The organism is Alkalibacillus almallahensis (assembly GCF_011761495.1).
Taxonomy (GTDB): Bacteria; Bacillota; Bacilli; order Bacillales; family Alkalibacillaceae; genus Alkalibacillus; species Alkalibacillus almallahensis.
Genome location: NZ_JAASRU010000004.1, coordinates 159,909 through 171,804, shown reverse-complemented (window position 1 = coordinate 171,804; position 11,896 = coordinate 159,909). Strand labels below are relative to the sequence as shown.

Annotated in this window: 12 protein-coding genes; 8 read left to right on the top strand and 4 right to left on the bottom strand. The window is 36.9% G+C overall.

Features of this window, described 5'->3' with window-relative positions; all coding sequences use genetic code 11:
* Window positions 1-35: 35 nt before the first annotated feature.
* Complete coding sequence (gene betB, locus FHR85_RS05430; RefSeq protein WP_167261850.1) at window positions 36-1,508, top strand: betaine-aldehyde dehydrogenase; 1,473 nt, start codon at window positions 36-38, stop codon at window positions 1,506-1,508.
* Window positions 1,509-1,560: 52 nt separating this feature from the next.
* Here the strand turns inward: betB and FHR85_RS05425 are convergent, their stop codons facing one another.
* Together FHR85_RS05425 and FHR85_RS05420 are read right to left on the bottom strand one after the other, a co-directional pair.
* Window positions 1,561-2,028, bottom strand: coding sequence for a hypothetical protein (locus tag FHR85_RS05425; RefSeq protein ID WP_167261849.1), 468 nt, complete (start codon window positions 2,026-2,028; stop codon window positions 1,561-1,563).
* Window positions 2,029-2,553: 525 nt separating this feature from the next.
* Entirely contained in the window at window positions 2,554-2,715 is a 162-nt protein-coding gene (locus FHR85_RS05420; protein ID WP_167261848.1) for a hypothetical protein, read from the bottom strand.
* A gap of 170 nt (window positions 2,716-2,885) precedes the next feature.
* On the opposite strand from FHR85_RS05420, the gene FHR85_RS05415 reads away from it, so the two are divergent.
* From FHR85_RS05415 to FHR85_RS05390, 6 genes are all read left to right on the top strand, one after another.
* On the top strand, window positions 2,886-3,764 hold the full coding sequence (locus tag FHR85_RS05415; protein ID WP_167261847.1) for a helix-turn-helix domain-containing protein: 879 nt from the start codon (window positions 2,886-2,888) through the stop codon (window positions 3,762-3,764).
* A gap of 371 nt (window positions 3,765-4,135) precedes the next feature.
* The gene (locus FHR85_RS05410; protein ID WP_424923979.1) at window positions 4,136-5,254 is read left to right on the top strand and encodes a S8 family peptidase; all 1,119 of its coding nucleotides are present in this window, start codon (window positions 4,136-4,138) and stop codon (window positions 5,252-5,254) included.
* A gap of 593 nt (window positions 5,255-5,847) precedes the next feature.
* A complete protein-coding gene (locus FHR85_RS05405) occupies window positions 5,848-6,126 on the top strand; it encodes a hypothetical protein (RefSeq protein WP_167261845.1) in 279 nt (92 codons plus the stop codon).
* 153 nt (window positions 6,127-6,279) lie between these two features.
* Complete coding sequence (locus FHR85_RS05400) at window positions 6,280-7,014, top strand: hypothetical protein (RefSeq protein WP_167261844.1); 735 nt, start codon at window positions 6,280-6,282, stop codon at window positions 7,012-7,014.
* An 11-nt stretch (window positions 7,015-7,025) separates the two neighbouring features.
* Window positions 7,026-7,724, top strand: a complete 699-nt coding sequence (locus FHR85_RS05395; protein ID WP_167261843.1) for an ATP-binding cassette domain-containing protein — start codon at window positions 7,026-7,028, stop codon at window positions 7,722-7,724.
* Window positions 7,725-8,043: 319 nt separating this feature from the next.
* Complete coding sequence (locus tag FHR85_RS05390; RefSeq protein ID WP_167261842.1) at window positions 8,044-8,184, top strand: hypothetical protein; 141 nt, start codon at window positions 8,044-8,046, stop codon at window positions 8,182-8,184.
* 110 nt (window positions 8,185-8,294) lie between these two features.
* Here the strand turns inward: FHR85_RS05390 and FHR85_RS05385 are convergent, their stop codons facing one another.
* Together FHR85_RS05385 and FHR85_RS05380 are read right to left on the bottom strand one after the other, a co-directional pair.
* Window positions 8,295-8,870 (bottom strand): VanZ family protein, encoded by a 576-nt coding sequence (locus FHR85_RS05385; RefSeq protein WP_167261841.1) that lies wholly within the window; start codon window positions 8,868-8,870, stop codon window positions 8,295-8,297.
* Window positions 8,871-9,033: 163 nt separating this feature from the next.
* Window positions 9,034-9,987: an ATP-grasp domain-containing protein gene (locus FHR85_RS05380; RefSeq protein ID WP_167261840.1), complete on the bottom strand. Its 954-nt coding sequence runs from the start codon at window positions 9,985-9,987 to the stop codon at window positions 9,034-9,036.
* 677 nt (window positions 9,988-10,664) lie between these two features.
* Between FHR85_RS05380 and FHR85_RS05375 the strand changes: the two genes are divergently transcribed.
* Complete coding sequence (locus tag FHR85_RS05375) at window positions 10,665-11,729, top strand: HD-GYP domain-containing protein (protein WP_167261839.1); 1,065 nt, start codon at window positions 10,665-10,667, stop codon at window positions 11,727-11,729.
* The last annotated feature ends 167 nt before the right edge of the window (window positions 11,730-11,896 follow it).

Below are 11,896 nucleotides of genomic sequence, written 5' to 3'. Positions count from 1 at the left end.
TTATATTAAACCTTAACCAATAGGAGTTGATCATAATGACGTTAAAACAAAAACAATACATTAACGGGGAATGGGTCGACGCGAATTCTGGCAAAACGCGTGATATCATTAACCCTTATAACCAAGAAGTCGTCGCAACTGTTCCAGAAGGTGATGAAACTGATGCACAAGCAGCGATCGCAGCTGCACGTGAAGCATTCGACCAAGGTGATTGGGCGACAATGCCAGCGACAGAACGTGGTAAAATCGTGCGTAAAATCGCTGACTTCATCGAGCGTGACCGTGAAGAACTAGCGCGCTTAGAATCATTAGATACAGGTAAAACAGTAGAAGAAAGCCGCGGCGACATGGATGATATCGCCGGTGTATTCCACTATTACGCAGAGATCGCGGACAAAAACGGTGGCGAAATCATCGAATCACCACTACCGAACTCGATTAGCAAAGTTGTCCATGAACCAGTTGGTGTTTGTGGCCAGATTACGCCGTGGAACTACCCACTACTTCAAGCGTCGTGGAAGCTAGCGCCAGCTTTAGTAGCGGGTAATACACTGATCATGAAGCCAAGTGAAATTACACCACTGACAACGCTTAAAACTTTTGAATTAATGGAAGAAGCGGGTGTACCGAAAGGCGTCGCTAACCTTATCCTTGGTGCTGGTCATGATGCGGGTTCTGAGCTATCAACGAATCACGATGTCGACTTGATTTCATTTACCGGCGGTATTGTGACAGGTAAGAAGATCATGCAAGCAGCGAGCACGAATGCTAAGAACTTAGCGCTTGAACTAGGCGGGAAAAATCCGAACGTGATTTTTGCTGATGCTGACTTTGAACTAGCGGTTGATCAAGCATTAAACGGTGTCTTTTTCCACGCGGGTCAAATCTGTTCAGCAGGTACACGTCTAATCGTCGAAGAAAGCATTCACGACGATCTAGTCGAAGCTCTTGTTGAACGCGTAAAACAATTCAAAATTGGAAGCGGGTTTGATGAAGATACACAAATGGGACCACTCATCTCAGCAGAACATCTCGCAAAAGTCGAAAAATACGTTGAGACAGGCATTAAAGAAGGTGCAACAATAGCTGTTGGCGGTAGTCGTCCAGACGATCCCGAATTACAAGACGGCTTCTTCTACTTGCCAACGATTTTCACTGGCTGCACGACAGATATGGAAATCGTTCAAGAAGAAGCATTCGGTCCGATTATTACTGTCGAGAAATTCACACGTGAAGAAGAAGCCGTGCAACTCGCAAATGACTCGATTTACGGCCTTGCGGGTGGCGTATTCACAAATGATGTCGCCAAAGCTGAACGTTGTGCTGCGAAAATGCGCATGGGTACCGTTTGGATTAATGAATTCAACGTTTACTTCCCACATGCACCATGGGGTGGCTATAAACAATCAGGTATTGGTCGTGAATTAGGTAAGCTCGGTCTTGAAGAATATACAGAAACGAAACACATCCTCCAAAATACGAAACCAGAACCACTTAACTGGTTCTAAAATGCAACCCCTCTCACTTGTTCATCTTTGAATAGAGTGAAAGGGGTTTTTGTTATTCTCTTATAAATTCATACTCATTTTCCATAGCTAAATTTATATTCATATAAAATTTTTGAAAATGGCTTACTTCATTATCATCTAGCGGTTGAAAATCAAGATTATTAATTTCTGCAGAATACTTACTAAAGTCTTTTTTACTTTCTTCTAAGTTAAAACCAATTTCTAAGTGTTCATTGTTGTTTTCAAAACGAATTGTAAATTCTTTATCATCACGATCCAATTCATATGTGCCTTTTCCAAGTTGAGTACTTGTGAATTCATTTTCATTCAAAAATTCTAATGTCAGAAAAGTTTTATACCAATCATCATCATCAATCTCTTCTCTAGATACATCTGGTGGGATCAGACTTATTGCTTTTTGACTAATTGCAAACGTTTTTCCAGATAAATCATTTTTACCATCACAAGCTGGTAAAATAAACAAAGTCAAGATTGATAGGAATATTAATCCTTTTTTCATAACGAACCCCTCCTTTCTTAATAGATATTACTTTGACCGAATTTCCATGTACCACTGAATGAAGTGTTAGTTACTCCAATCCTAAGAATAAAACCAATTAAAGTCAAATAATTCAAAAAATTAACTATATTTATTTTTAGTATCCACAAACCCAGTCCATGCAACATAATCACGGCTTAATTGTTCTTAGATTTGCACATTGTATTTTCAAGTTAATGAAACTCAAGTGATTCGACATGAGTTGATTAATGGAATATTTTTGAGTATGATGATAATTGTATGATAGATTACATTGATAACTCGAAACACCTATCCTCAAGGTCTTACTTCATAAGTATTAAAAAGTCTGTTAAGTATTTACCTCACCATTGTTCCTAACCTGCATTGATCCATGATTAATAAAAAAGTACAGAACCATGTTTAGATCTCACATGATTCTGTACATCATAACAAAATGAATCAACTGGTAAATTCATAAATGTTTCCTGTTATTCGGTACTAAAAATTTGTGACTATAAATTCATGTTAATCAATACTACCTAAATCATCTTCAATTTCTCCGCTGGTCGTCACGTAGTTGTCACCCAAGCTTGTTGAATCACTAGCTGATAAATCACCAGCAGAGTACGTTGAAGTAAATGAGACGATTAAAGAAAGACTGAATAAGAGATAAAAAACTTTTTTCATGGTAAACCCTCCTTGTCATATATGATTTCATTATATAACATTATAAAAATATCAGTATTAACTAAATATAAGCAATAGTCAAATAATTTAGGGTATTTAATACGGTTATCTAGCACAGACATCACAAAATATAAAAATAGTTATATTTTAATACTGAGGAGGAAACATTGATGGATGAACAACGGATCGGCGAAAAAATAAAGGATCTAAGAAACTATTATGGCCTATCACAAAAAGAATTATCAGATGGGATCTGTACACAGGCTTATATTAGCCAAGTTGAATCAGGCAATAAAAATGTAGCCTCACATATTTTATATCAGCTAGCAGAGCGACTCGGAGTGGATGTGGATTATATTTTGTTCGCATCTAATAATGAGAGATTTGATTATATAATGGAAGTTGAACGGCAAGCTAGGGTACTAGTTGAAACTAAAGATTTTCAGTCACTTATGAGTTTAGTTAAAGCGGAGGAAAATAGTCCTTTAATGGAAATAACACATTTCCAACAATTCTTATTATGGCATAAAGCGATTGCGATTCGTTACCTAGAAAATAATCTTGACCAAGCCTTATCAGTGCTACAAGATGCGTTGAAATTAGCCAAAACGACTAATAAAACAGCTTCTGAAAGAGAAGTGCATATACTATCAAATATAGGTAATATTTATGTCGAAAAAGAGGATTATTTATCAGCCATCAATTATTATGAGATAGCATTAAAGAATTTAAGGCTGATTCCATTGTATGAAACTAAATTAGAGACAGGATTGTTATATAATCTTGGGCGAGCACACTTAATGGATCATCAAATTGAAGAAAGCTTATCATATTGCGATGAAGCCATTCGATTGTGCAAGAGACATTTTACTTTTCATGGATTAGGAGAGTCTTATTTTATTCAAGGGCATTGCTATAAAACATTGGATGATCTTGAGGCAGCACGAACGTGTTTTATGAATGCTAGAAGTTTGTTCAGTGTGATTGATCATGAGAATTTTGTGGAAAAAGTAGATAATCAATTGAATAAATTACAAGATTGCGAGTAATTTCGACATAACTTAACAAAAAAAGACGAAAATTATTACTATTTTTATAATTATTTAGTCTATGAAAGTAATAAGTAGTATTTCAGATATAATCGAGTGACATGATGCGTGAGTCCAAACGCATCATTTTTTTGTCTGTGATAGTGTGACTATAACGCTCATTAACTTCTTCATAACTCGTTGCTGATCAATCTGAATCTAAACTAGCAAGTGATCAATCAACCAACCAAACGTAGTCTACTATTTTGTAATTGAAAAAGCAAGCCATCGAATAATCTAGTTACACATGTAGATGTTGTGTTGAAGTTAGTGGTGCGAATCAAAGTTATGATGTGAAAGTCATAACAAAAATTTGGAAAGGGGACATGATTGTGAAGAAGTTAATTGTTGTCGTGAGTATGCTGGTATTGTTCTTAGTACCAATGCATACGGTGTTCGCTGAAGAAGGTAATGGCCAAAGCACTGACGAATACTTGGTGCAGTTTGATGGCCCAGCTAAGAAAGGTTTGCTTAATGCTTTCGGTGTCGAGGGTGATAAGGTCTTACATGAATTTGATTTGTTACCCGTCTATCATTTGGAATTAACTGAAGGACAAGCAAATGGACTAAGTAATCATCCCCAGATTAAATTTGTTGAAGAAAATGCAGAAGCAGAAGCATATGCTCAAGATACACCTTGGGGAGTTCCTCATGTAGAAGGTGATACATCACAAAACAATGGCTATACAGGAGCAGGTGTTGATGTTGCGGTTCTAGATACTGGAATCGATCGATCACACGAAGATTTAAATGTATCAAGTGGCCACTCAGTGTTTGGTGATTCACCTTATGCTGATGGACAAGGACACGGAACTCATGTTGCAGGTACAATCGGTGCGAACGATAACAATACAGGTGTTGTTGGCGTCGCTCCTGATGCATCGTTACACGCTGTTAAGGTGTTAGATGACGATGGTAGTGGTTCCTATGCTGGGATTGCTGAAGGAATTGAGTGGGCTATTCAAAATGATATGGACGTTATTAATATGAGCTTAGGTGGTTCTTCAAGCTCATCAATTCTAAAAGAGTACTCAGATATGGCTAACTCTGAAGGTTTATTAGTTGTAGCTGCAGCTGGTAATAGTGGTAACTCATGGGGCTGGGGTGACACAGTTGGTTACCCAGCAAAATATGATTCGGTTATTGCGGTAGCAGCTGTTGACCAGAATAATAATCGTGCAAGCTTCTCAAGTCATGGTCCAGACGTTGAATTAGCGGCTCCAGGCGTTGGTGTGCAAAGTACTGTACCAGGTAATGGTTATGATTCATTAGATGGTACATCAATGGCTTCACCACATGTTGCTGGTGTTGCAGCACAAGTTTGGGAAGCAAAACCCAATCTTACAAATGATGAATTACGCTCGTTACTACAAACAACAGCAAACGATTTAGGTAACCCAGATTACTATGGTAATGGTTTAGTTCAATCATACGACGCGATCACTCAGTAATAGGTTGATAGATTGAGATATTAACTCTTTTAAACATTCAATAAAAAACTTGCTGGGGCAGTAGAGCTCGGAAAATAGGAGTTAGAAATTTCAATTTCTAACTCCTATTTTTATGGTAATCTGATATAATATGTAAAAATGATTGATTAAATTTGGAATTTGATACATACATAGTGTAGCAATAATGAAGGAAATTAAGTGTTTTCTATATTACTCTTTGAAAGGAAGGTTACATGATGAGAGTGTAAAATTAATTTAAGAGTGTTATTCAATTAAAGTAGCGAGTTTACTGAATTATGGGGTCTAATTTTTTCATCATGCTGACGAGTTAAATAAAGACATATGTAAAACGGAGTGGAGGGGGGATTAATAATGTTAATAATTTTGATGATTATTTCAGCTCTGTTGGGCGGAACATTTTTAGTGACACTTGGAATGTGGGAATTAAAAAAAGGGATTAACAAAGAAAGATATATTGTATATATGACAATTGGATTGTTTTTAATATTGGTCATTTTACGGATCTAGAATAGTCAAAGCTATGTCACTAGTGGATACGATTCTTAGATGAAATGGTAGTTGGGGGTACTAACATGGAAGTTAATTTTTTAGAAACACTGATATTATTTATTGGAGTTTATCTACTCTTTGCGGTCAATAAACTAGATGGTCGTGTTAAGAACATGAATTATAATCTAGAACAAATTTCTAAAAAAGTTGATGTCCCTGAAAAGCCAATAAATAATGAATTAAGAGAATTGCTTGATGAAGGTAATGATGTCGAAGCGGTAAAAAAGGTTCGAGAAACAATGGGGCTTTCATTAGTGGAAGCTAAACAGTATGTTGATGCCTTAAAACTTGAAAGTAAATAGGTGTACTTAAACAAACGAAAGCTTAGCATTTCTTGATGAGGAGTCTGAATAGATTAAAATTATTAAGATATTGCTTTTAATGTTATATGCAATCGGGTCAAATATAATTGTTAGTATAACTAATTTGAATTTGTTTCTCGAAAGGAAGGTAATATGACCAAGACGTATGAATTTTTTAGTTTGTTTTTAAAAGGAAATGTTTATAATAAGATGAATTTATTTTGGGTCGTTTTCATTCCGTTAATCCTTTTCCTCATTAATTATAGCAACTGGTTTGTTAATCGACCTCAAGAGCAAGAAGCCTATTTGGTATTGGCTTTTTTTTGGAGCCTCATGATTTTAATTTCGGCGGTGATTAATACAGCTGTGTCCCTTTTTATGATGCGTGAAGAGGGGTTTTTGAAGATGTTTAGTTTTATTGCAGGGTCAAAACGCTCAATTATTTTCGGAAAAGGTTTAGCGAACTTGTTGTTTCTGATTGTATCGATGATCGTGTTCAATTTAGTCGTTGCTTTGCTATTTCAAATGAATCCATTCATGTTGATTATGAATAGTTTACTCTTAATTGCTGTGACCTTTATTCCAGTAGTGCTGTTCTTTTCGTGGATCATGACCTTACCATTTAAGGAGGATTCAATTGCGCCGGCGTTTAGTTTGCTGACCATCGTTTTAATGTATCTAACGAGCGATATGGTTGGGGTGCAATCTCCGTTGTTTCTAATTAATCCGGCTGAATTTATTTTGCGCGTAGCTGAAGCGGTTATTATTTCTGATGTTGTGGATGTAACGAATATGTTGACCCTGGCCAGCGTAGGTTGCATATATATGATCATTGGCCTAGTAACCATTAAACTTGCGAATTTAGAATCCAGGACGATTCGACAATAGGAGGTGTTGGTGTGGAAATTGTGAATATGGATTTTCGGTATCAAGAGGGCGGAAAGAAGATCTTAGACAATGTTAATGTGGGGTTAAAACCTGATCAATTAAATGTCGTACTAGGGTTGAATGGATCGGGTAAGACGACGTTGTTTAATATTATGGCTGGTTCGCTAAAACCAAATGCTGGTGAATTGAGAGAATGGGTAAAGCAGTCTGAAATAGCTTATCAAGTCCAAGGGGTTCCGTTTTTGAATGCATTGAAAGGTAAAGATTTGGTGCGATTATTTTTGAAGACGGCCTCGAAGCCATTTGACGTGCACAACCCTGTCTTCTTCGATGGTATGAATGAAAGAGAGCAATCACTTGCTAAGCATTTATGGCATTTGAAGCTTGGTGATATGTCACTTGGTGAAAGAAGATGGTTGATGGTGACGGCGATGTGTGCACTTGATCGGAAGCTATACATATTTGACGAACCGACATCAGGTGTTGATCCTGATTCGCGGTTAAACGTGTTAAATCGTTTGGAGTCTGTTGCTAGGAGTTCTGGTCAATACGTGGTCATGTCAACGCATACGCTACAAGAACTAGAGCATGTTAACTGCCATATCTTTTTGCTACATGATGGAAAAATCGTTTTTGAAGGATCATATAGCGATTTAACATCCGTGCATCAGAATCCTGATGAGGCGTTTCGTGAGTTGGTTAGTCAATAGTTAAGTAGAGGAGTGTTAGGTGTTGAAGCAATTGAAATATATTGTGTTGGCCAGTTTAATTGGTTTAACTATTATAGTATTAACAGGCTGTGGCTAGGAAGTTGGATTTGGTGAGCAGACTAAAGTCGAAACAGAGGCTTTCGTTACACCGGATTCCTTACATGATGACCGAGCCTATACTAAAGTAAATTCTCACACAGAGTTTTATAATGACGGTGAAAATGTTGTCTCGAGAGTAATTGAAGACTATTATAATGAGGATCATGAATTCGTTGAGTCACGGATTGAATATTCGGCGACTAATGGCGAAGAGGGAGAAGTGACGTTAGATCAACCTCAGACGATTTTACTGCCTGAAGAACCAGAGGAGTTTAACCAACAGGTGAGCTTGAGTGATGCAGAGGTAGAAGAACTTCAGGACCATGTGGATCAATTAGTTGATGAGCATTCGTTGGAGTGATTGTATAGTTAGGATTTGATAATCATTTGGATAAGTTAGCAATTGTTTTACGAGCGATTTATGATCAGAAAAAAATTGCTAACCCATTGGAGAAAGCTAAAATTGAAGTTCTAATCGTCATTATATACATACTTTAAAAAGGAATTTAATTGGATATTAAACTTTTGGATAGACATCTTGAATAATCGTACAAAAACTTTAAAAAGTGTATAACCCGCGAGTGTTCCAAGAAAATTAAATAAGACATCATTAATATCTACGTATCTAGTTGTAAAACCTATTAGTAATGCCATAATTAGTTGGAGCATTTCTAAAGAGATCCCAATAAGTAGACCAGCAGTCGCCATACGTTTAAAAGTAGCCTTGGCTATGAAGGGGAATCCAAAACCAAAAGGGATGGTTAAAACTATATTAAGTATTGAAGTTTTTATAGCAAAATGTTCAAGGTTGAAAGGAATTAAGTTAGCATCGGTCCATACATTTTGCCCAAAATCTTCTGCCATTTGCTCATTTAATATAATAGGGAATTGTGTATAATCAATAACGAAACATAGATATATGTAAAACACTGTGAAGAAAAAGAGATACAAATTGGTAGCTTTTGATTTTAACTTCAAATAAATAACTATAGCAATCCAAAGAATGAAGGCGACAATTAAAATGGGGCCTTCAAAGCCAATCATCATAAATTATTTCCCCTTTAATTTGTTGTACTCTCTTAGTTTTATAGATAAGTTAAGTACTAGTAGACTAGAAAAATTATAGCAAAAAAATTGAATGGTTACATATAATATTTTACAAATAAAAAATCGCACAAAGGATCAAGTCCTCAGTGCGATTTTTGTTTATTTATCCGACGTGCTGTTCGTTTTTTATTTGTTGATTGAGATAGTGCACAAGTGTTTTGGCGATTTCTTGCATGCCGAATTGTTCGACTTTAGCTTCGGCGTTTGAATTGTAGTTGGTATTCGTGTTGACGTCATATGTGTACAGGTATCCAGCTTCATCGCGAATGAATTCAATACCCGCAAATGCAATGTTATTTTGTTTCAAAAACTGCTCGTATTGGGTGATGATTGGATCATCAAAGTCTGTGATGATTTGAAATTTGTCGCGTGTATTCTCGGTCGTCATGCAAAATTGGTCTTCAATTGAACAAGCATCAGCTGGGCATAATTCGAAACCTTCTGATGTGTCGACGTTTACCGCGTAGAAAAACTGCCCATTAATAAATTCGCACCGTGTGATCGATGAATCAGGAGACTCAATATATTGTTGTAGTAATGTGATGCCATCGATTGGCTCTTCGAAATCGTCTGAGTACACGTATTGTTTCAAGCCTTCGATGCTATAAAACAATTGCACGCCAAGCCCTTTGCCGGCGCGATTATGTTTCGTAATGAACGGCGCATCCATTTTTTTCGCCGATTCGATTAGTTGATCTGTGCCAGTGGTGACGATCGTTTTCGGTGTGCGAATTCCGGCTTTTTGCAAGGCGCTATATTGTCTTGCTTTATTAATTTCTAAGTCGAGTGCATGGCTGCCATTTAAGACGACACGATCATGTTCATCTAACCAAGCAAGCACTGCTGAGGTGAACTCAGGTGCGAATCGGTGTGATCGAGTATGTGATGATGCGCTCATGCGATTATAGAAAATGCCTTCAGGTGGTGCCTCGGACAAATCAATCGATCCTTGGTCGATGAACCAATCTTCATACGGCACACCTAATGCGTCGAGCGCGTCGAAAAGGGGTTCTGACCATTCTGCGTTTTCATGGATAACATATATTTTTTGAGTCATTTCAAAAACTCCCTCAATTCTGATGTGTTTACTAGTATATTCAACTTTTAATGAAATGCCAATTAAAAGGTTTTGAGTTTAAGTGATTCCCTTATTTTACTGTGCTACTGGGATAAGCTATAATGAAAGGTCAAAGGCAAAAAGAAAGTTAGGTCATAACTATGAGTAAACGTAAAAAGCAACCAAATCATAAAAGCAACATCAATAATCTAATTATAATCAAACGAAACCACAAGGTGCTAAGCATGGCAACGTGAAACCGCATGACAAGTCACCGCAAAAAGGTTAAACGGGGAAAGTGACGTGAACAGGCTTTACGAATGACGATAAGGGAATCGCTGAATGGGAAGGTAAGCAGTTGGAAGTGCCGTATTTACTCCCAGGCGAGACCGCTGAAATTTACGTCACGAAGAATAGGGCGGTTCGTGAATGCTAGCGTGAAACGCATTCTTGAATCGGCCGATAGTCGCGTGAAGTCACCTTGTCCGTATTATTATGATTGCAGTGGTTGTCAGATTAAGCAGTTGATATGTTTCCGTAAACATATCATATTGAATGCTGTGTGTTGATAGAAGAGATATAAAAATACATTGCAAAGTACAATAATTAACTAGAGTAGTGTATAGCTATAATCTAATAGTAATAAAATGTGTAGCAAGGGGAATTTATGCTTTATTATGCGAAATATAAATATAGAAAATGTTAAAGTAAACGATATATTAGAGCAAAATATCTATAACCTTAGTGGTGCTCGATTGATCACAGAAGGAACAAAACTCCAATCCAGAATGATTGAACGATTAAAAAAGATGGGGTATCGACGTCTAACGATACGCGATGAACGATTCGAAGGTGTAGACATTAAACTCCAGGAATCGTTAACTGAAGAAACAAAAATAAAAGCTATCTCGACTACGAAAGATGTATTAGAAAATTTTCATCAATCCGATCATGTTAGAAGCATGGAAGAAATTACAGATGTGGTGGAGGATATTTTGTCTGAGGTATTGTCAAATGATGATATTGGTATAGATATTACAAGTATCCAAGGCTATGATCTTGGTACATACACTCATTCAGTTTCCGTAACAGTGTTAAGTTTGTATATAGCTAAGGAGCTAGGTTTAAGCAGGAGCCAGTTAAGTGATATTGCTGTAGGCGGGTTGCTGCACGATCTGGGCAAATTATATATCCCACAAGAGATTCTAAACAAGCCTGGTAAACTAACACAGGAAGAATTTGAGGTAGTAAAGAAACACCCCATGGATGGATTTGTGAAAATCAAGGATAAAATTAGCCTTTTAGCTGCACATATCGCCTTACAGCATCATGAAAAATATGATGGAACGGGTTATCCAAGAAATTTGAAAGGTGAAGATATTCACCTTTACGGACGTATTACGGCTATTGCTGATGTTTATGACGCGGTTACGATGGATCGTCCTTATAGGCCAGGGAGGACACCTGATGAAGCGATAGAACTACTCATGAGCAATGCTGGCACACATTTTGATCCAGAAATATTACCTTCTTTTTTGAAAATCATATCCCCTTATCCAAATGGGAAAATTGTACTTCTAAATAATGGAGATAAAGCTATTGTGACTGAGCAGAATAGTGGTTTCCCGTTGAGGCCGAATCTATTAATCTTTCAGTCAAACAACCAATTATTAACTGAATATAATAATTTGGATCTAAGTGTTGTAATGGATATTACGATTGTTGGGGTTGAAGATGAATAGTTGCCACTTTTAAACCGATATAAAAACCTCCACCAAAATCCATGATCCTTAAAAATAAAGATTGAACAGAGTAGGGAATGGAGGTTAGTTTCAAAATGATTATTAGAGTTTATTAACATAACTATCAGTAAATAGATGATCTCCTGTAAGCACATTGCTGTACCTTT

What these genes read in the sequence shown, in the direction of transcription:
- FHR85_RS05380 (WP_167261840.1), bottom strand. Translation starts at nt 9,987, where the DNA reads ATGACTCAAAAAATATATGTTATCCATGAAAACGCAGAATGGTCAGAA.
- betB (WP_167261850.1), top strand. Translation starts at nt 36, where the DNA reads ATGACGTTAAAACAAAAACAATACATTAACGGGGAATGGGTCGACGCG.
- FHR85_RS05425 (WP_167261849.1), bottom strand. Translation starts at nt 2,028, where the DNA reads ATGAAAAAAGGATTAATATTCCTATCAATCTTGACTTTGTTTATTTTA.
- FHR85_RS05405 (WP_167261845.1), top strand. Translation starts at nt 5,848, where the DNA reads ATGGAAGTTAATTTTTTAGAAACACTGATATTATTTATTGGAGTTTAT.
- FHR85_RS05415 (WP_167261847.1), top strand. Translation starts at nt 2,886, where the DNA reads ATGGATGAACAACGGATCGGCGAAAAAATAAAGGATCTAAGAAACTAT.
- FHR85_RS05400 (WP_167261844.1), top strand. Translation starts at nt 6,280, where the DNA reads ATGACCAAGACGTATGAATTTTTTAGTTTGTTTTTAAAAGGAAATGTT.
- FHR85_RS05420 (WP_167261848.1), bottom strand. Translation starts at nt 2,715, where the DNA reads ATGAAAAAAGTTTTTTATCTCTTATTCAGTCTTTCTTTAATCGTCTCA.
- FHR85_RS05385 (WP_167261841.1), bottom strand. Translation starts at nt 8,870, where the DNA reads ATGATGATTGGCTTTGAAGGCCCCATTTTAATTGTCGCCTTCATTCTT.
- FHR85_RS05375 (WP_167261839.1), top strand. Translation starts at nt 10,665, where the DNA reads ATGCGAAATATAAATATAGAAAATGTTAAAGTAAACGATATATTAGAG.